The organism is Mucilaginibacter oryzae (genome assembly GCF_003148845.1).
GTDB lineage: Bacteria > Bacteroidota > Bacteroidia > Sphingobacteriales > Sphingobacteriaceae > Mucilaginibacter > Mucilaginibacter oryzae.
Genome location: NZ_QGHA01000003.1, coordinates 262,705 through 283,553 on the forward strand (window position 1 = coordinate 262,705; position 20,849 = coordinate 283,553).

Below are 20,849 nucleotides of genomic sequence, written 5' to 3' on the forward strand. Positions count from 1 at the left end.
TGTACATCAAAATGAAATTAACCATACACGGGGCGGCCCGTCAGGTAACCGGGAGCATGCATTTGCTTGAGGTTGGCCAATATAAAATATTAGTAGACTGCGGGCTGGATTACGAAAAAGACCGCAGTATATTATCAAACGAAAACTTTCCCTTTAATCCCGAAGATATTGATGTGGTTGTTCTTACGCATGCCCATATCGACCACTCGGGCAACCTCCCTACCCTAATCCGTTTAGGTTTTGAGGGGCAGATACTTTGTACCCCTCCTACCGCCGATCTGACAGAATTGTTGCTGCTCGATTCGGTAAATATATTTATGCGTAAAGCCGCGGCTAATAATGGCGGAGGCAAACACAGGCGTGGTAAAGGCCGGTTTAACACCCACGCTCAACCGCTGTACATGCAAAAACACGTAATGGATACTGTGGAGCGTTTTGTAACCATCGGCTTTAACAAGCCCTTCCGCATTACCGGCGATATCGAGCTTACTTTTGTGCCGGTTGGTCACCTGTTAGGTGCAGCTGCAGCGGTGTTTAAGGTAAATGACAAGGGGGAGGAAAAATCGATAGCGTTTACGGGAGATATCGGCAGAAAGAATTACCCTGTGTTAAATGATCCGCAGCCGCTGCCTCAGGTTGATTTCCTGGTTTCAGAATCAACCTACGGAGGGCGTTATCATTCTAAAGATAAAAACGTTGAGGACACGCTGATTGAGATCATCGAAAAAGCTTGTATCAGAGAGCAGGGCCGTTTAATTATCCCGGCTTTCAGTATCGGCCGCACACAATCATTAGTTTATACGCTAAACAAAATCTTCAGTACCGGAAAACTGCCGCCGGTTAAAGTTTTCGTTGATAGTCCGATGGCAACGCAAGCTACCGAGGTATTCCGCAAATTCCACAACCATGTGAACCAGGAGGCCCAGGATTTTTATCAAAAGCGTGGCGATGAATTTGAGTTTGATAATCTCACTTATGTGGAAACGCTGAAGGATAGCCGCCAGATCTCCAATTACTGGGAACCTTGTATCATCATATCTTCGGCGGGCATGCTGGAGGGAGGCCGCATTCAGGACCACCTGTTCTATAACATCCAGAATTACTACGCTACCATACTTTTTATAGGTTATTGCGCCAAGGGCACCTTAGGGCACCGCTTACTAAGAGGTGATGCTATCGTTCACATTAAAGACCGCGACCTGGCTGTTTATGCAACCATCAAACAAACCGATGTACTAAGCGCGCACGGCGACCATAACGATTTGATGGATAACATTAAAACGATTGGCCCTGATAAGCTAAAACATGTATTCCTGGTGCATGGTGAGAGCGAAAGTATGCAACTTTTAGCCAATGATCTGGAAAAAGAAGGTTATGGCGTTACTATGCCTGAGAAGGGCGTGAGTTATATTATATAAATATCTGATATCTGCCGCGGGTTTAGCGCAGCGCAACCGGTGGTACACCATTACTTAAGTTTTCAACTTAAGTCCCGACCTATTTGAGCTGAAGGCTCAAACTATTTTACACCACGGGTTACGCTGCGCTAAACCCGCGGCAGTAGGTTGTTATAAAACACAAATGGATGTATCGTGCAGATACATCCATTTGTGTTTTATACTATTTGAATTGACCGCTTTATTAAGCGTTTTTAAAATGCTCAATAATCAAGCTTGCAAGTTCAACACCAATACGCTCCTGTGCCTCGTTGGTAGCGGCACCGATGTGCGGGGTTAACGAAATTTTAGGATGAGTTAAGATCTCGGCACGTGGGGTTGGTTCGTTATCAAACACGTCAAGTGCAGCGAATGAAACCTGGCCGCTGTTCAGGGCGTCAACCAGGGCCAGTTCGTCTATCAAACCACCGCGGGAGATATTTACCAGACCAACGCCTTTTTTAGTTTTAGCCAGTTCTTCAGCGCCTAAAAGGGCTTTGTCAATAAATGGCGTATGCAGGGTAATGAAATCAGCAGAAGTAATGATTTCATCAAGTGTAGCTTTTTTAACAGCTACTTTAACGGTTGTACCGCCACCCAAAACAAGATCCAGTTCCGGGTTAAAATCAAAAAGATCATAAGCCAAAACATCCATACCAACACCGATAGCTATTTTCGCTACTTCCCTGCCAATACGACCAAAACCCACAATACCTAAAGTTTTACCGCGAAGCTCAACACCTTTGGCATAAGCTTTCTTTAAACCGTTAAAGTTGGTAGCGCCTTCAAGCGGCATTTTGCGGTTGCTGTCGGGCAAGAAGCGTACGGCGCCAAATAAACTGGCAAACACCAATTCGGCTACTGATAATGAAGAAGATGCCGGGGTGTTGTACACGCCGATGCCTTTTTCCTTGGCATATTCAACATCAATATTATCAACACCTACACCACCGCGACCAATCAGTTTCAGGTTAGGCGTAGCGTCGATCAATGCTTTACGTACTTTAGTAGCGCTGCGTACCGTAATGGCATCATAATTTTTTAACTTTTCAGGAAGCTCTTCCTGTGGGATATTGTTGGTATCAACAAAAAAACCGGCGTCTTCCAGCATTTTTTTGCCTATCGGGTCGATACCATCATTAGCTAATATTTTAATCATGTCTTAATTTTTGCCCCCCGGCCCCCTAAAGGGGGAGTAAATAACCCTTTGAAGGCCGGAGGTAATTATAAACTATAGTTCCCCTTCAGGGGGTTAGGGGGTTATTTATTCTTTTCAGCAAATTCCTGCATTACATCAATCAATACGTAGATGCTGCTTATTGGCAAGGCGTTGTAAATAGAAGCACGGAAACCACCTACGCTCCTGTGGCCCTTTATACCAACAATGCCGCGTTCTTCGGCCAGTTTCAGGAATGGTTTTTCCAGCTCCGGGTTTTCCATTACGAAACATACGTTCATTTTTGAGCGGTCTTCAACGGCGGCTACTGCCCTGAACAGCGGGTTGCGGTCAATTTCCTCGTATAATACGCGGGCTTTGGTTGTATTTTCCTGCTCAATAGCAGCAACGCCACCTTTGGCTTTTAACCACTTAAGGGTAAGCATTGATACATAGATGGCAAACACCGGCGGTGTGTTGTACATGGAACCACCTTCAATTTGCGTTTGGTAGTTAAACATAGCAGGGATGTTTCTGCCGGTTTTACCCAACAGCTCATCTTTTACAATAACCAGGGTAACACCTGCAGGACCCATATTTTTCTGGGCACCGGCGTAAATTAAACCAAAATCGGCAACGTTAACTACGCGGCTAAAAATATCTGACGACATATCGCAAACCACCGGGATAGGTGATTTAAAAAACTCCTGTAACTGTGTACCGTAGATGGTATTGTTTGAGGTGATATGGATATATGCCGCATCGGCCGGAATTTCGAAATCTTTAGGGATGTAGGTAAAGTTAGCCTCTTTTGATGAAGCCACTACTTGTACCTGGCCAAAGTATTTAGCCTCTTTTAAAGCTTTATTAGCCCAAACGCCGGTTTCAACGTAAGCTGCTTTACCGCCTTCGGGCAACAAGTTGTAAGGAGCTAATGCAAACTGGGTGCTAGCGCCACCTTGCAGAAACAACACCGAATAACCTTCAGGAACGCTGAATAATTCTTTTACCAGTGCCACAGCTTCGTCTAAAACAGCTTCAAACTCTTTTGATCGGTGTGAAATTTCGAGCAAAGAAAGTCCGGTACCATTAAAATCAATAACTGCCTGTGAAGCTTGCTTTAAAACTTCGTGTGGTAAAATGCCTGGTCCGGCACCAAAATTATGTTTCATATAATTAAAGAATTGTAGGTTCGTAATAAACTATTAGAAAGTTTATATTTTGTTGGGCCGAAGTTAATTAATTTGACAAAATATATAGAGATTATTTACATTTTTTGAAAAAATATACAATTAATCAACAAACGGCCTTTTGATTGCAAATAATTAAATTAACCCTACAGGGCTGGTAGTAATTATTACAATTGTAATAACTTTACGCGTGTTTGAGTTGTGAAATGGCTGCCGGCTGGCTCGCCGACGAGAACACCGAAGTGCCTGCAACCAAAACATCCGCACCGGCTTCTACCAGTTTAGCAACGTTGTTAGCATCTACCCCACCGTCAATTTCAATCAGCAAACCTGGATTTTTCTCATTACTTAGTGTTCTCAGCTCTTTGATCTTTTTATAAGTGTTTTCGATAAAGTGCTGCCCGCCAAAACCGGGATTAACAGACATGATCAAAACCATATCCAACTCGGCCAAAATATCTTCCAGTAAAAAAACAGGCGTTGCCGGGTTAATGGCTACGGCCGCCTTGCAGCCTAATTGTTTAATTACCTGTATGGTGCGGTGCAAATGCGGGCAGGCCTCGTAATGTACGGTAATGCTATCTGCACCGGCATCTTTAAAAGCTTTGAGGTAACGGTCGGGATCAACAATCATCAGGTGAACATCCAGCGGCTTAGTGGCATGCTTTTTAACAGCACTCACTACCGGGAACCCGAACGAGATATTGGGTACAAACATACCATCCATAATATCAACATGGATCCAATCGGCCTCGCTGTTATTGATCATTTCAATATCGCGCTGCAGGTTGGCAAAATCGGCTGCTAAGATAGATGGTGCTATGAGGTGATTCATATGCAAATATATAAAAGCAGGTAATCTATGGGTTTGATCGGCTAATTATTTTTATGGGAGAATTGTAAAAAAGAAACGATAACCGCTAAAACCTAAACCCTATAGTAATATAAGGCAACGATCCCTCCTTTGAAAAACCCATCACCGCTTCGATCAACACCAATTGTGCCGGGATCACGTAAACGCCGCCGCCGTAGCCGTCATGCCACCTGTCTGATGATTCGCCCGGCACCCATACCCTGCCAACATCATTAAAGCCAATCAGGCCGAATGAACCGGGTAGCAGGTACGATGTAAAATCCGTCACCTTTAACCTTAGTTCGAGGTTATTGTAGGCGACTGTTTTGCCGGTAAACCTGTTGGTATGAAAGCCACGGAAGTTTTGCGAACCACCTAATTTCATCTGTTGAAAATAAGCTGCGTTACCTACCGTTGTACCAACACCGGTACGATTGGCGATCACCAACACCGAATCCCTATCCGGGTTAAGGTAAAAACTAAACTCAGATAGTATCTGCCCGTACGTATTATGGCTGCCTGATCCGCCGCCGCTAAAACCGCTCGCCGTGGTTGTCCATAAAATACCTTTGGTTGGAATGATCAATTTGTTGCGGGTATCGATGGTAGCGTTGGCGGTGAGGCCTCCGTAAACCCTGGTGCCAAATACTTTTTCACCAGGGAACGCGGCGTTATAGCCATTCAAAAACCGTTCATCATTATTGGATGCCTTGCTATTGTAAAACTGCCCGGCTACACCGGCGCTTACATGCAGGTTACCAAAATTGCGGTGCAGGGAAACATCGCCGGTAACATAGTCATAGTGGTTACGGTAATAGGAAATTTCCCGGTCGCCTTGGTTTTCAAAAACAGTGTTGTTACCTATCCCGAAAAAGTTACTCAGGTTGTGCGGCCCACGTGAAAGCATATTAATACGCAGATCATTATTGCCTATCGCTTTTTTCCAATCGGCTACGTAGGTAAACAGCAACGATTTACGTTCGAGCGAGTAATTAACCAGGAATTCCTGCCGAAAAGCATAAGGTTCTTTACGGAAGCCATGCCGCTCATAACTAAATCCGCCTATCAGCAAAATACCAATATCATTACTGTAGTTAGCCAGCACTATAGGTTCAAACCTGTCGTATTTAAATGCTGTTTTATCATAACTATTTACAGCAGTATCTGTAGATGTGCGGATACGGACTTGTGACGGAGCGGGTAAGTTATTCTCCTGGTCCGAACGATCATAAATGTAGTTTTTGGATTTATTATTGAGCGAGCTATCCACTTTAAAAGTATCCCTGCCCTCCCCGCCTACCATCCGCACAATGATTGATGACGGTGTTGAGCCCATAACCTCAAACTGATCGTTACCGTCAAAACCATACAGCCTCACCTCTTTGGTTACACCGGGTTTAAAAGTACGCTGATAAGTTACTTTATCAATGCTGCCATCCTTTTTGATCTTGTTCACCGTAACCGTAATATCGCCGTTAGCATTATGGGCAATGGTAAACTTGTCTGTTTTATCACTTGCGGGAACGTCGACATATATGGAGATAAACTTATAGTATTCAAGCGCCTGTTTCAGGAGAATATTTCTCCGCGCTATCAGCTTGCTGATAATTTCCGGACCGGATAGTTTATAGATGGTATCGGGCATTAGCTTAACCGCTTTCGTAATCACATCATCAGTCAGCTTACTTTGTACAAAAGCAATCTGTTCCTTCCAGTCATTCTCACTTAAGCCGTTCAGAAAATACCGGTCGAAATAGCGCGCATTAAAATTCCAGCCGTTAATATCCCTGATCTCATTGCTGTAACCCTGAAATTTTGATTTCAACCATTGATGGGCTACAATCCACGGAAATACGCCTGATGTTTTGTAATACACCTGATCGCGGTCGCGGGGAACAGGCTCGTAGGTAGTTTCGTGTTTACCGTCAATCTTTTCCCAGCGCCATTGGTCTTCGTGCCGGTCCCAATCGCCTAAAAGCATATCCAGCAGGCGGGCGCGCAACACCGTTTTCTGGTCAACCCGGTTATCATTATCATCCTTTAGCTTGCGTTGCACCTTTTCGGTGTTATCCGTTTTTTCGGCATCAAGCGGTTCGCGCTCTTCAAACAGAAACACCTGGTTGGCAAAATCCTGCCGGTACTCGCCCAGAGCCGGATCATCGGGCACATAAACAATTTTAGGGTTTGAATGCGGAACGCCAAGCGCCTCGGCCAGCGGCGGAACAGTAAGCGCCGAAAAAGGGTGGGCGGCAGATACCTGGTCTTGTAGGATATCTTTAGCGATGGTGGGCCGTAAATTAACAGGGAGGCCCTTTTCAGGATATTTTTGTAAAGTGCGGATTACCCATTGCTGACCGGTTGGATCCTGCAGGCGTAATGATTTGGTTTGTTTACCTCCGCCGCGCTGCAGTATTTTCAACCCGCCTTTTTCCCTATCAATATGAAATACAGGGAGCGTAACGGGGGCTGCCCATAGCGCGCGGTAATTATCCCCTAAAAAGAAACGATGCGTACCACTAACATGGTTGTATTGCGGTTCGATGGCCAGTTTGATGCTATCGGGCGTGGTTTGAGCGTTACCAATGTCGGCCCTGAATAAAAAGCCTGTGGTTAAAACAAGTAATAAGGAGTTAAACAGGTATTTACCGGGCCCCATAGTTTTTTAGTTAAACGATAGTACTAAAACCCTATATTACAAAATAGTTTTGGTGTCTGAATCAGAATTTACAGAATTATAGGATTTTCAGAATTTCCTGTCGCTAAAAGGTGCTCAATGCCTATCATTCGGTGTACGCTTTGCAACTTTTAAACAATTCCTAACCATTTGTTTCAACTCGTAAAAAATTCGTGTAAATATTAATTTGCCGGCAGTTCAGTTTCAAAATTAACCCCAACCCGCAAGGCTTTCAAACCGCTTACGCCCTGCAATTCTTCCAGTTCAAGATATTCCAGGTCGTCAAGTAAATAACCTTCCAGTTGCAGGTACCTGATGTACTCGTCATATTCGGCAGCTTCGCCCGGATTAAAGTATACCATGGCAATTTTACCCGGCTGGGTCAATCTTTCAAAAGTACCGGCTATCAGTACCTTATCTATACGTTTTTTGATTACTTCGTAACGGATGTTATATGCACCCTCCACATCAAAACGGCGTTCATCATTCCTGAAGCTGATATCTATAGCGTTTGAATGGATAAATATCAGGTGTGTTGTTTGCAAGGGGCGCGACAACTGATCGGCTAAGCCGTTAGTCATCCGGGCAATCTCGGCCATCGATCTTACCTGCCACAACCTAATGTTTTTTAAATACAACACGTCAAAAGCGCGTTGCGGCGCAATGGATTGACCAATATAAATATCATACTCCACGCCGTCGGTACGGAATTTCTCAAAATAGCAGGGATACGACTCCTGCACTTCGGTTTGCGCGGCTTCGAGGTACTGGTTAATGGAGGTGTTGATCAGCTGCATGGAGGTTTCGAGGTTACGCCGGTGCGCGTAGGCCGCGCCTGTTTCCTCATTAAGGGCCTCAAAATACTTATCAATGGTTTCCTTTTCGGCTGGATAATTCTTCCTGAAGTGTTCGAGAAACGGATTTACCTCATTATCAAGAAAAGTATCCAGCAATAACTCATCGTTGGTGGTGATATAGCCGCTGATCCGGTCCAGCCACTCTTCGCATTTTGAAATCAGTTTGCCGGTAAGGCTTAACCGGATATGTTTACTCAATGCCCGCAGTGTATCTGCCAACAGCGTAAGCAGGCTTTTCAAATCTTCCTGCAAGGCGCTGTTACGCTCAACGGTTGAGTTGCGGATATCGATAGCGCCAAACAGCGGATATACATGGCTAAAGGTTACCGTTTCTATCTCTGGGTTCTTTTTCTTTTTATCCTTTTGCCTGATATACTTCCAGGCTACTTCATTAAACTTCCATTGTACAGATGGCTGCAGCGAAGTGAATTTGTTTTTGATAACACTGTTAATACGCGCCTCGAACCTGTCAATACTGTTTTGCAGTAACTGGGCTATCATGGGTATGGTAGCCTGTAGTTTGGAAAGCAGTTTTTCGTAAAACACAATCTCGTTGTACGAAAACACCTCCATGATGCCAACATTTTTCTTGTTGTAATAAACAGGGAAAATACCGTACGATTTTATGCCGGCCTTTTTCAATACCTGCAAAAACGGAAATTTGGCTATCTTCTCGTCAGTTAGCGAGTTGAAAAATATCGGTCGCGGATTGGTGCTGTAATCGTCAACTACGGCATCAAAAGTTTCTTCGGCAAGGTGAAACTCTTTGGCGGCTTTTAACAGCGCGCTTTGCGAGCATTGGTCGTTATCAAATATCGGCTCGTTATTAATGCTCAAAAATGGCATCAGCGCAAACTCAATGCCCTGGTTTTCGCTGATGGTTTTGAGTGAATGGATCACATGTTCATACTGTTCCTCCTCGTTGGCCGTATGGTTAACCAATTCGGTCCGGATATTTTCCATGGCATGCTGTAGAGTGATATCTGTAAGGGATATCACCGTAAAGCCCTTAAACTTAAACAGGTGCAAGGGCAAAGCCTGCTCAATTAAATCGAGGCTGGTGTTGCTGTGCAAATAGGGCTCTATGGCGTCAAAGTTAAGTTCGGGCAATTGGCCTTTCAACTCAATCTCCACAAAGCGCGGATCTGTTTGAATATTAAAGTATCTTGAAAGCCCCGTTTCAGGGTCAACGTACGAGAACAGCAATTCATTACGTATAGCTGATGAAAAACCGTACAAACGCTCCAGGATCAGGCTATAAATAAACCTCTTCTGCCTGTCGGCAAACATCTCGTTGCGCGACTCGTTAATGGCATACAGGTTGGAACGCTGACTGGAATGAAAATCAAAAAAGGCCTCGGTGCTTAAAAAAACCTTATCGGGCACTGGTGTGCTTAAAGCCCAGTAAAATTCCTTTTCGTTGGCAATAGGCGGTGTAAGTATCGAATAAATGAGTTCCAGCATTTCGCGGTGCCTTTCGGCATCGGCGGGGCGCATGTTCAGGTCAATACAAATATCTTGTTCAAAACGCTCTAAAACATAGCGGTAAAACTCGCTTTTCAATGTTTTTTCTGTCGATACCCTTTCGCGTAAATGCTCAACGAAGGGATTAAATGTCAGGCAGGATTCAACCTGGCAAACAGAACATTCATCCTTGCTTATATTTAATACTTCGGTATGCATTATTAAATTTCTTTTTTAAAACCGGAACCCCGCCGAAAGGTATGGGTACCACCCTTCTTCCGAGTAGCCGGCTACAACTTTTATTACAGTTAACCTGGCAGGCGCCACATAAAGCCCGGCTCCGGTACCGTTATGCCATTTATTTGATGTTTGCCCGGCTTCCCAAACGCGGCCAATATCATAAAAGCCAACAAACCCAATCTGGCCCGGAACAATATAGCTGGCAAAGTCGGTAAGTTTAACGCGCAGCTCCAGGTTGTTATAAAAACTGTGCTGCCCCGAAAACCTGTACAGCCTGTACCCCAGCAAATTATCCTGCCCGCCTAAAAATAATGATTGGTAAAAGGAAGTTTTACCAACCGTAATACCGCCCCCAATCCTGTCGGCCAGTACTATAGTGCTTTTAGCGTTCAGGCTTTTGTACAATGCTACCTGCGGTATCAGTTGCGCAAAGCTGGTTGATGCATTGTTTAAGCCTTTATAGCCTTGCAGCTTAATGCTAACATAGCTACCCCAGGCCGGCAAAACCTTATCATTGCGCTTATCATTAACAAAATCAACAACCAAACCCGCGTGCAGCTTTGTTTTATCAAAGGTATAACTATCGGGCGAGTTGGTGAGTAACGGGTATGTAATAAAGCGGCCAACATTGTCATCAACATCTAATTTATAGTACTGAAACGACGGACCAACAGTTAGCGAAGTACCCGACTCATTGCGCCATCTGAAAGCCGGGTTAAAGTTAATGATGTTGAAACGGGTACGATGATACCTCCTGAAATCGCCCTCTTTGATAAATTGTGTTTCATTACCGCGGCCAAAAAAGTTGATATTATCGGGAAAGTTGAGTTCGGCGCTCATCAGGTAATCGGCCTTGCCAAACGCGTGGATCCACTCACCATTGTATTTAAACCTGAACGCCTTGGTGCTAAACGAGTGACTTGCAAATACTGTTTGCTGATCATTATAAGGAAGTTTTTGAAAGCCTTCCTGGTGCGTATACCTGAAACCGGCGCCAATTAACACGCCCTCATCCGGATTGTAAGAAACATTGGCTAACGGCGCGTACACGTTCATCAAATTCACCCTCAGGTAGGAGGTATTGGCACTATCCCTGCTGATATGCTTGTTAACCCGCGATTCATCTCCGGTAATAGTTAACTTTTTTCCCCTATCATATAATTGTACAATGTTCACAGATTTTACAATGTGATAGTTTTTAGTGCCGGTACTATCAATAAAGCGCAGTTTAATGGGCGAGGTGGCGTTGTCAAGCACAACCTTATCATCGCCGCCGCTTACGTAAATGCGCAGTTCTTTGGTTATATCGGGGTGATAACTCTGGTTCATGAGGGTATCTTTTACCTCACCTTCCTTATTAATCTTGTTGATCACCACGTTCAGGCTCCCATTTGGCTCATCCTTTACCGTAACAAGTTCATTTTTATTCGATGCATGGATATCAACTATTTTATTAATAAACTTATAGTAATACTCCATAGCCGCCGGGATATTGGCCCGGCGCTCTTTTAATTGCTGCAATAACACATCGTGCCTTAATTTGTATGACGATTCGGGCAAACGGCGCAGGCCCGCTTCCAGTACCTCGTCAGTTTCGGCAGCTATAAAATCATTTACAATTTTGGTCCACTGCTCGTGGCTGTATTGCACCGATGGCCAGCGCTGCATAAACATGGTTTTCCAGAGGGAATATTTAACGCTGTAGATCTCGCCGCTAAAACCCTGCAGGTTTGGTGCAAGCCATGGCTGGGCGGCGATGGTTGGCAATATACCCTGGTTGGTGTAAAATACCTGGTCGCGGTCGCGCGGAACGGCGGTGTATAATTTCCCTTTTCCTTTTTGCTCATCCCGCCAGCGCCACTGATCGCCGTGCCGGTCCCAGTCGCCTATCAACAAGTCAAGCAGGCGGGCGCGTAAAAACTCCTCCCCATCAACTGAATTATCGTTATCATCCAACATTTTACCGATCATCTTTACGGTATTGTCTGATTTTCCTCCCGGTTCGCGCTCTTCCAGTAAGCAAACCTTGTTGGCAAAAATGTTGGCATATTCACCTAAAGCAGGGTCGGGCGATACTACGCCGATCATGGGGTTGGCATGAGGAACACGCGCGGCTGTAGCCAATGGCGGCACTATCAATGCCGAAAAAGGATGCTGCGCGCTCATGGCATCGTTAACCCAATCTTTCGCGAATGTTTCCTGGAACTCTTCGGGCAAAATTCTTTCGGGTTGCTTTTCCACACTGCGCAAAACCCATTCCTTACCGTCCTTATCAATCAGCCTTAACGAGTGCGTTTGAAAACCACCGCCAAGCTGCTCGGCTTTTAAGCCGCCATGAACCTGCGATAGCCTGATCACCGGGAGTTTAGTTTCGGCAGCCCATTCCTTACGATAATTTTCGCCAAACCAGCGGCGGTGAAAGTTGCTTACACTATCATATTTAGAGTGAACCCTGACCATAACGCTATCGCCCTTAATTGGCGTATGCAGTGTATCGGGCACATTTTTTACCGAGGTGTAGGGCTGCGTATAGGTAAAAGCCTGCTTCATCCCTTTATCACTATCACTGTAATAGGTAAAGCGAAGGCTGTTATCTAACAACAAATCAGCAGTTACATAACCCTGGGTAGCATCGGCAAATAACGAGTACCTGCCTTTAACGGCGTAGGTTTGCTTAGCCCCTGCACCGCTTACTACCTGTACCTGTTTGCCTTTGATAAATTGCAAACCATGTTCATGCCCGGCCACATGTACCAGGTTTGGGAAACCGGCAAAAACGGCATCCACTTTTTTGATCATATCCTTGTATAAGGGATGACCGAGATCTTCGGGGTTGGAAAAGGTCGATCTTAAAAACGGGTACAACGAACCGACTACCGGCAACGGGATCCACAGATCTTTGTCGACCACGGTTAGCGGGAAAATGTGATCTTTCAACGAAAAATAACCTCCGTGCGTTCCGTAACTCTGAAAGGGATGATGGGATGCCAGGATGATAACCTTGTTTTTATTACGCTCGAAAATCAGTTTAATTTTATCCGCAATATCGTCCTTGGTTTTGCAATCACATTCGGCACCAGGATTGCTTTTGCTGAAGGGGTACAGGAACCATTCGCTGTCGAAAGCGATAACGGTAAGTTGATCACCGAGGTTAATCTCTACCGGGTCCGGGCAGCCATTTTCCGGCACCATTTTAAGCCCTTTATCGTTCTGCTCCTGCAAATACTCCCATTGGCGTTTCACTTTGGCTAAGCCCAGCGGCCCCGATTTGTCCCAGTCGTGGTTTCCGGGTATAAAATAAACCGGTGCACCGGCAGCACGCATCGGCAGATACTGTGATTGCAGGATCTTCCGGGTTTCCGCTTCTTCCGGGCTACCGGGCAAACCCATACCGCGCGGGTAAATGTTATCGCCAAGGTAAAAAACGGAGGTTTTATTTTTGATGATATTGGCCGCGGCGTGTTTCAATACCATACCCTGCCGGGTATCCATTTCGCCGGCATCGCCGATAAGAATAATACGGTACTTAACCGAATCCTGGGCGTGTGCTTTAAGCATGCCAGCCAATAAAAGTAACAGCAAGGGTAATTTTTTGATCATATGGACCGGTTTAAGATGTATGTTTTCAAGCTGTATGAGGAAGCTTCTTAATTATTTCACAAAGCTGAATTTCAGAATATTACCGGCGCTTAACTGATCCCCTTCGTTCGAAATATAAAGGTTGCTCCGGTTATCAAACGCCATCCCTTCGGGCTGGATAAAAATAGTAACACTAAGCGGATAAACCGCTTTAACCTTCCAGTCCGCGCCGGCAACCGCCAGCATCTTGTTTACTGACGACAGGATATACCACTCATTTGTAGCCGTGTTTTTGGCCATAGCCGAGGGCCGGAAAGGCACCCGCTTCTTATTGACAAGCCGTTCAATTTCTTTCACATCAATCACAAAACTACCGCTTTGTTTAAGCGAACCATCGGCATTTAATTGCAATATATACCCGCTGCTGCTTTTTGATGTTTTTTCGTCGGCGCAGTGCTTGCACAGTATATAAACCAAACCTGTTTTTTCATCGGCTGCCATGGCTTCAAATTCGCCTTCGGGCAACAAACCTTTTTGTTTTTGTACGTTAGCAGCCTCTTTATTTCTTACTTCGCTAAACGGGAATGTGAATAGTGAACCATCGCTTTTAAGCATGATTACCCAATTGCGGCAGATGGCAACATCCTCATAATCGCCGCTTTTGGCAAATTTGGTATAGGAGGCTTTGGTATCACCAAACCTGAGATTAAACAAATTACCTTCTTCATCCTGCTCGGCATAAACCGAATCAGCGTTGCCGTTATGAAAAGCGAAACCCGAGATCTCGGTAAGGTCATCAGGCATTTTATATTTCACCGGTTTATTCAGGTCATATCCCGGCGGACTAACCGGGATTGCCTTTTCTTTATTTTTGCAGGAGGCTGTTAAAACCATGGCTGCGAACAAAAATGGCCTCATCTTATAAAAATCAGCCACGCGTAACCACTCCTGCGCTTTAAACCTGTTCATATACTTTTTGCTGTAACAGTTCATAAATAGCCCGTTGCGATTGTACCAACGGTTCCGTTCCATGAACCCTTATATTCTGTAATTGTTCGTTTAAAGTAACGGCTTTTACGTTGTCATTGAGCTGCAACTCAATCATAGCCATGATCTCGTTTTTGATACCCTCATCATAAACAGGGAAGCAAACCTCTATCCTGCGATAAATATTACGGTTCATCCAATCGGCCGATCCCATAAAAACCTCGTGTTTGCCGCTGTTGTGGAATATAAAAATACGGCCATGCTCCAGGTAACGGTCTACAATACGCCTTACGGTGATATTTTCGCTCATCCCCTTTACGCCCGGAATCAGGCAACAGATACTCCTCACTATCATCCTAATTTGCACCCCGGCTTGTGATGCCTCATAAAGCTTGCCTATCAGTACCCGCTCTTCCAGGTTGTTCATTTTGATGGTAATGGCTGCGGGGTTGCCTTTGCGGGCCTGGTCAATCTCCCGGTCAATCAGCTCGATAAACTTTGATTGCAGGTTAAACTGTGCTACCAGCAGATGCTGAAAATCAATATCATAGCCATCCGCTGATTTTGCCTTTTTGGCGAGGTAAATAAATAACAGGTCCATATCGCGAAGCAGTAGCGGATTGGTTGTCATTAGGATATGATCGGTATAAAACGCTGCCGTACTTTCGTTAAAGTTACCTGTTGCCAGCAAGCCCGCGTATTTAATGCGGCCATCAACCACCCGTTTAACCAGGCCCACCTTGGCATGAACCTTTATAGCTTTATCGCTGTAAATAATACTGGCGCCCGCTGCTTTCAGTTTCTTAGCCCATTTAATGTTATTGGCCTCATCAAACCGGGCTTTCAATTCAACAAGTACACGTACCTTTTTTCCCCTTTCGGCGGCGCTGATTAGCGCGTTCACAATGCGCGAATCGCTCGCTACCCGGTAAAGTGTAACCGAAATCTCTTCTACATCCTCATCCATAGCGGCCTCATTAAAAAAGCGGAGGATGGTGTTGTACGATTGATAGGGCGCGTGAAAAATACAATCGCCCTTAGCTATAAAATCAAATATCGATTCGTTTGCGCCGATCTGCCTGTTAACCAAGGCTGGCCATTTTGTATATTTCAAACCCGGGCCGCCTGCCGGTAAGCCGGTTAAATCTTTTAAATTATGATAAAAACCGCCTTCAACAATGCTTGAGCCTTGTAAGCCAAGTTTATCCTCAATTAAATGAAGTATGCGCAGCGGGATGCCCGGCTGGTGTAAAAACCGGGTGGCAAGCCCCAGGTCGCGTTTTGCCAGTTGCTTTTCAATCTGTTCCTGAACATCGCCGTTGTAGTCACCGTCCAGATCAAGTTCGGCATCGCGCGTAATCTTAAAACTGTAGCAGCCCTTTATCGTTTCTGTTTTATAAATCTTATCAAGGTTATACCTGATGATGTCATCTAAAAACACAATGTATTGCCTGCCATCCTGGTTAACGCTGAAAAAGCGCGGCAGTTGATTGGAAGGTATATTAAGTATTACCGATTTCTCCTTCCCGTCTTTTAAAGCGAGGTTCACCAAAAAATAAAGCTGATTATTTTCGGGGAAGAATTGCTTTTTACCGCCAGTCAAATCAACAGGGTGCAAAAACGCCAGCACCTGGCTATAAAAATAATCGTTTACGGTATCGCGGATAGCTGCAGGAATGGGCTCATGAAAAAGCAGGTGGATATTATTTTCCTTTAACAGCGGGATGAGCCTTTGTGTAAAAACCTGGCCAAACCGGTTCTGCATGTGTTCAATCAGCTGCTGGGCCTTATAAAGCACGTCTTCACTCTGCTCGTTTTTGGCAAGCAGGTTTAATTTACCCAGTGCCATAACCACGGGCATACGCACACGGTAAAACTCATCGAGGTTGGATGAAAATATCGACAAAAAACTTACCCTTTCCATTACAGGTAAATCTTCGCTTTCGGCCTCCATCAAAATGCGTTCGTTAAATAACAGCCAGCTCAGGTCCCTGTCGAAAAATGAGTATTCCATAGTGTTTTTGCTTAGTTTAAGTCCTGAGTCGGTAGTCTTTAGTCAGAAGTTAATAAAATCAGGTAACTTTTGGCTCAAGGCTTCAGACTAAAAACTTTCGACTTATCTTGACTTATAACAATGATGATATAATGAATGCCAAAACCGAAACTATCAACCCGAACATAAAAATGTTGTAGGCAGCACGTAATAACCTGTATTTTTTTCCCAATACCACCCCCTGCGAATAATTGTCGCGGATCAGGCTTCCATACAAAAACTCCCTGTCGTCCATCATTTTTTCCATACCATCGCTATAAGCATCGTACGACATGCGGTAAAAGTTACCAAAAAACAGCAGGTTAACTTTTTTACTGTCGATATCCTCTGGCGTAAACAAACCCGCCGGAATTGACGGACGGGTAGAGAGTATCGAAAAAATCATGGTAGCCAAACTAACAGAAAGCAGCATCAAAGTAGGGATCAGGAGGTTTGAATGCTCATCCAGCTTGCGCAGCACGAGGCTGATAATGGCTGAAAGGATAATGGAGTTAACGGTAATCATAATATGCGCCTTATTGTCGGCCATATCACTTAAGCGCTGGTGGTTGCTTGAGCTGATCCGGAACATGGTTTCGATACCACGGTCGGGGCGGTCGCTTTTATGCTTTTTGCCATGGTCTTTATCTTTGTCGTGGTCATCCGGCTCCTTTTCTTTTTCGTGGGCAACGATGGTGCCTCCGCCGGTATCAACAGCTGCACTGATGGCGGACGGCGTTTCTTTAACCTCAACTTCGGCTTGCTTTTCAACCAGTTTTTGCAGGTTTTTTTGTTTCTGATCGTTCAGTAACAGGCGGCAATAATCGGTGTAGTAGTCATGTCCCTGCAAAAATTCGATATTGTAGGTACGCCACTGATCCTTATCGATTTCAGTTTTTTTAAACGCCTCCATCTCTTTACGCAGGAGCTTGCTTTTTTCTTTAAAATCGTCGGTACCGAGGTGAAACAGGTCGGCGTCGCAAAGTATCTGCTGTAAAAGGTCGGTGGGGTTTTGCGGCATCCTGGTGGCCTGGATGCAGCCGTTTACCTTATCAATAACAGGTTGTTCAACTTTGTGCTGTTTCAAAAAATGCCCGGCTAAGCCCGCGCTTTTCGCTTCATGATCGGTTTTATCTGTAAAATACCCGGTATCATGAAACCAGGCTGCCGAAACTACCGCAAAAAAATCCTCATCGCTTAACTGGTAATGATTAGCTATCTGGGTGGCCGCCGCAACAACATCCTTTGTATGCCTCAGGTTATGATAAACAAGATCGGGATCGTGGTGAAGATCAAAATAGGATATAACGTACTGCTTAACCTGTTCTAACAGCGGTTGAAATTTCATTGTGGTTTTTTATCGTTAAAAGTAAATCAAATTTATTTTAAAATTCCCTATTTACAGCCTTGAAGAGGCATAAACGTTAAATATCGTGTAATTGTTTACCGGGCACGCAGGGGTTTTATCATTTTCAGCCAGGCAAAGCGCGTACCTTCAAAATTTATCGCTGATTATCAAACGCTTGAGCAAAAAACAAAAGCTTCCAAACAACGATATATCGTAAAGTGCCGAAAAAAAGAAGTATGCAAATCAGGACCGGGCATTCAAAATATTAAGCCTGCGGGCTTTCAGGCCCCTCATAACTGTAATTATAAGGCGGATGCGGCACTATAAAAGTTTCCTGTACGCGCGATGAGCGCCTGAAATAAGGGATCCATATCGCAGCTACAATAACCGATCGGATAAGCGGGTTAAGCGCCGAACCGGCAAGTTTGCTGCTGATGCCGGCGGCCAAAATATAATCGGCAAGGAAAAACACAAAGCCAAAAACAAAATACCCGGTAATAAATGTCGGCAAAATATCCCGCTTATTAAGCAACAGCACCAGGCAAAAAAGGGCATATGCCATCAGTACCAGGTTACCCAACATCTCTACCACCAATAAAATCCTGAAACTAAACGCATAACGTGTATTATGATATAAATTCCAGCTATGCAGGCTAAAATAATCAACCGATATGATCCTGGAAGCAGTGATTAGCGTGGTACCTGCCAACCCCAAAGCTACCAAAATGAGCCAGCCGCCTATAGGAACAAAAGTTGATCCGTATGCGAAAACTATTCCAGGCGTTTCGCGTTGGTAAAGCCATACGGCCAGAAGGATAAGGCCGAAAGCGACAACTACAGCAAAAGCAACCAGTGTATTGTTTATGGTTGACGGACGGTTAGCTTTATCTGGCGTATAGGAAAAGCTATAGCCCAAACTTGTATTATTAAGCTTTTTCACGTCGGCCCTAAACTCATCCAGTTTATTTACGGGCACATTATCTTTCAAAAACGCAAGCTTATAGTTAAGCTTGAGCGTATCCCCGGCCGATGTAAAATTTGATTCGTAACGGTAATAATCGCGGTTGATGGCATCATGATCTTCGCTAATGTCCCAGCCGCCAGGCAGAACTACCTTAATGGTGTAAGCTGCATTGTACGGATAAGTGAGGGCGACCGGCGTTTTGGTACGGCCGGTTATTGAGGGGAGTTGATTATTGATAAAATTGGCGAACAAATCGGCATTGAGCTTACCCGAAGCAGAATCTTTCTTCAAAAAGTCACCCACTTTATAAGTTTCGATAGTTGTGAGGATATTTTTAGAAATATCGTCTTTTACCTGGATCGAATCCCTCGCTTCAATTTTATTATAAATCTTCGAATAATAATCAAGGTAGTTTTTTTCGGTTTCGTTGATCCCGGATGATTCCAGCCTGCCCCTTACATAGTCGGCTTCATCACCGCTGTAAACCGTTGTTACCGTAAATAAAACGGGCGATTTAACATCTTTAATGGTATAAACATCTTCGCAGGTTATCATCCCGTTTTTTGATGGCGGAATAGTTGTTAAAGCGTCATTACCCGCCTTTAAAACAAGTCCCTTACCATAACGGGGAAAGTAAATATCGGTTCCCTCCCCTCCCTGGTTATCCATAGTGGCATCAACCCAAACCTGTTTGCCGTTTACATTAGCCGTTACCACTGCATGGTTAAAGGCATAGGCCGTTGGTATGTATTGCTCCACATGCTCGTTCAGATCAGCGTTAACCAACACCATTTGCGCATCAATGCCGTTTGCCTTCAGCATGGATACCAGCAGCAGCGATTTATCTTTGCAATCGCCGTAACGTTGCTTAAATACTTTTTCGGGGTTATTAGCCCGGTGCGAGTACTCTCCTATTTCAATACCCATGTAACGCACTTCCTGCTGCACGGTACGCACTGCCGCCCTGAAATACTTTTCTTTACTGTTGCCTGCATCCTTTTTCAGCTGCGCTATGCGCGCAGCCAGTTCGCCTTTTATATTGAGCGAGGGCGGGTTAATGCTTAGGGCCCAGTTTACCACATCGGCCCAGGTGCTAAACTCACTTACCTGTATCAAACCGCGTTCGTTGTACCAGGATGGCTGGGTATTATCATCATGCGCGGGTGGAATTTGAAAGCCCTCGTAAGCGTAAGTTGTTAAGCCGCCATCCCGGGTTACCAGAGGTTTGGGCACCGTGTTAAACGTTTTAAAATTAAGCTTCCGGGTTGACAAAGCAATGAGGGCTATATAGTGGTGAGCGATGGGCGTACCCCATTGAAAATATAAATCGCCGCAAAAGCGTCCGTTTAGGATGGGATTGCGCCCGGTGATGGTGTATGAATATTCAATTCTGTCGCCTTTACGGATATCATCAAGAATACACAGGGCCGAAAAACTTCCCTGGTAAATAAAATTGGAAAGGTCCTGCTCGTCAGCCAGAACCTTAAACGACGAAGCTTTTAAACGATTTAAGGGTTTCCCGTTGCGCCATACGGTAATATCATGAAAATCCAGCCTTTCGTAAGCCGGATCGAAACTCACTGAAATTTGCGACGCGTTTTGAATACCTGTTTCAGAAACTATTTCGCGGATGACGTGGTTATAATCGGCCTGCTTTTCAACCTGCAATTGCTGTTCTATCAACGCGTAGTAAAACCCGCGTTCTATGGTACGTGCCGACGGGCGCTGATTGTAAGGTTTAAGGTTGCCGGCCCATGCCGGTTTTGCCGAGATATGCACAACAGGCGCATTGCCGAAAGCCGCCCCGCTACACCAAAACAAAAACACCAGACAAAGCGAAAACCCAAATACTATTTTAAAAAACCGTTGCATACCGGCTATGAAAATAAACAATCGGGCCGACTTTAGACTAATTATTTTAATATTTAACAATATATCAACGGTGGGTTTGCATATGGTTAAAACAGCTTACTCACCCCGGCATTGCTTCGCTTGTCACCCCTCTCTACGCTTGTGACCGTTGCATAATCTTTAACAACGTCGGCTCAGTAATTATAATGCGATTTCAT

The 20,849-nt window shown here is 44.8% G+C and carries 11 protein-coding genes; 1 reads left to right on the top strand and 10 read right to left on the bottom strand.

Annotated elements, in window-relative coordinates; all coding sequences use genetic code 11:
• Nucleotides 1-11: 11 nt before the first annotated feature.
• On the top strand, nucleotides 12-1,418 hold the full coding sequence (locus LX99_RS10365; RefSeq protein WP_109607820.1) for an MBL fold metallo-hydrolase: 1,407 nt from the start codon (nucleotides 12-14) through the stop codon (nucleotides 1,416-1,418).
• Nucleotides 1,419-1,641: 223 nt separating this feature from the next.
• Here LX99_RS10365 and LX99_RS10370 read toward each other — a convergent pair whose 3' ends face one another.
• The 10 genes from LX99_RS10370 to LX99_RS10415 form a co-directional block, all read right to left on the bottom strand.
• Complete coding sequence (locus LX99_RS10370) at nucleotides 1,642-2,595, bottom strand: D-2-hydroxyacid dehydrogenase (RefSeq protein ID WP_211318996.1); 954 nt, start codon at nucleotides 2,593-2,595, stop codon at nucleotides 1,642-1,644.
• A 101-nt stretch (nucleotides 2,596-2,696) separates the two neighbouring features.
• A complete protein-coding gene (gene serC / locus LX99_RS10375; protein WP_109607821.1) occupies nucleotides 2,697-3,764 on the bottom strand; it encodes a 3-phosphoserine/phosphohydroxythreonine transaminase in 1,068 nt (355 codons plus the stop codon).
• A 202-nt stretch (nucleotides 3,765-3,966) separates the two neighbouring features.
• Nucleotides 3,967-4,617, bottom strand: a complete 651-nt coding sequence (gene rpe, locus LX99_RS10380) for a ribulose-phosphate 3-epimerase (protein ID WP_109607822.1) — start codon at nucleotides 4,615-4,617, stop codon at nucleotides 3,967-3,969.
• A gap of 85 nt (nucleotides 4,618-4,702) precedes the next feature.
• Nucleotides 4,703-7,291 (bottom strand): BamA/TamA family outer membrane protein, encoded by a 2,589-nt coding sequence (locus LX99_RS10385; protein ID WP_211318997.1) that lies wholly within the window; start codon nucleotides 7,289-7,291, stop codon nucleotides 4,703-4,705.
• A gap of 200 nt (nucleotides 7,292-7,491) precedes the next feature.
• Nucleotides 7,492-9,849 (bottom strand): GAF domain-containing protein, encoded by a 2,358-nt coding sequence (locus tag LX99_RS10390; RefSeq protein WP_109607823.1) that lies wholly within the window; start codon nucleotides 9,847-9,849, stop codon nucleotides 7,492-7,494.
• Nucleotides 9,850-9,864: 15 nt separating this feature from the next.
• The gene (locus tag LX99_RS10395) at nucleotides 9,865-13,470 is read right to left on the bottom strand and encodes a BamA/TamA family outer membrane protein (protein ID WP_109607824.1); all 3,606 of its coding nucleotides are present in this window, start codon (nucleotides 13,468-13,470) and stop codon (nucleotides 9,865-9,867) included.
• A 51-nt stretch (nucleotides 13,471-13,521) separates the two neighbouring features.
• Complete coding sequence (locus tag LX99_RS10400) at nucleotides 13,522-14,418, bottom strand: SdiA-regulated family protein (protein WP_211318998.1); 897 nt, start codon at nucleotides 14,416-14,418, stop codon at nucleotides 13,522-13,524.
• Nucleotides 14,405-16,450: a polyphosphate kinase 1 gene (gene ppk1, locus LX99_RS10405; protein WP_109607825.1), complete on the bottom strand. Its 2,046-nt coding sequence runs from the start codon at nucleotides 16,448-16,450 to the stop codon at nucleotides 14,405-14,407. Before ppk1 ends, LX99_RS10400 begins: the two co-directional genes overlap by 14 nt.
• A 112-nt stretch (nucleotides 16,451-16,562) precedes the next feature.
• On the bottom strand, nucleotides 16,563-17,816 hold the full coding sequence (locus LX99_RS10410; protein ID WP_109607826.1) for a Pycsar system effector family protein: 1,254 nt from the start codon (nucleotides 17,814-17,816) through the stop codon (nucleotides 16,563-16,565).
• 265 nt (nucleotides 17,817-18,081) lie between these two features.
• Entirely contained in the window at nucleotides 18,082-20,652 is a 2,571-nt protein-coding gene (locus LX99_RS10415; RefSeq protein WP_146203096.1) for a DUF3857 domain-containing protein, read from the bottom strand.
• Between the last annotated feature and the right edge of the window lie 197 nt (nucleotides 20,653-20,849).

Bases quoted from the DNA above. Each gene is read 5' to 3' on its own strand.
- LX99_RS10365 (WP_109607820.1), top strand. From the start codon at position 12: ATGAAATTAACCATACACGGGGCGGCCCGTCAGGTAACCGGGAGCATG.
- LX99_RS10370 (WP_211318996.1), bottom strand. From the start codon at position 2,595: ATGATTAAAATATTAGCTAATGATGGTATCGACCCGATAGGCAAAAAA.
- serC (WP_109607821.1), bottom strand. From the start codon at position 3,764: ATGAAACATAATTTTGGTGCCGGACCAGGCATTTTACCACACGAAGTT.
- rpe (WP_109607822.1), bottom strand. From the start codon at position 4,617: ATGAATCACCTCATAGCACCATCTATCTTAGCAGCCGATTTTGCCAAC.
- LX99_RS10385 (WP_211318997.1), bottom strand. From the start codon at position 7,291: ATGGGGCCCGGTAAATACCTGTTTAACTCCTTATTACTTGTTTTAACC.
- LX99_RS10390 (WP_109607823.1), bottom strand. From the start codon at position 9,849: ATGCATACCGAAGTATTAAATATAAGCAAGGATGAATGTTCTGTTTGC.
- LX99_RS10395 (WP_109607824.1), bottom strand. From the start codon at position 13,470: ATGATCAAAAAATTACCCTTGCTGTTACTTTTATTGGCTGGCATGCTT.
- LX99_RS10400 (WP_211318998.1), bottom strand. From the start codon at position 14,418: ATGAACAGGTTTAAAGCGCAGGAGTGGTTACGCGTGGCTGATTTTTAT.
- ppk1 (WP_109607825.1), bottom strand. From the start codon at position 16,450: ATGGAATACTCATTTTTCGACAGGGACCTGAGCTGGCTGTTATTTAAC.
- LX99_RS10410 (WP_109607826.1), bottom strand. From the start codon at position 17,816: ATGAAATTTCAACCGCTGTTAGAACAGGTTAAGCAGTACGTTATATCC.
- LX99_RS10415 (WP_146203096.1), bottom strand. From the start codon at position 20,652: ATGCAACGGTTTTTTAAAATAGTATTTGGGTTTTCGCTTTGTCTGGTG.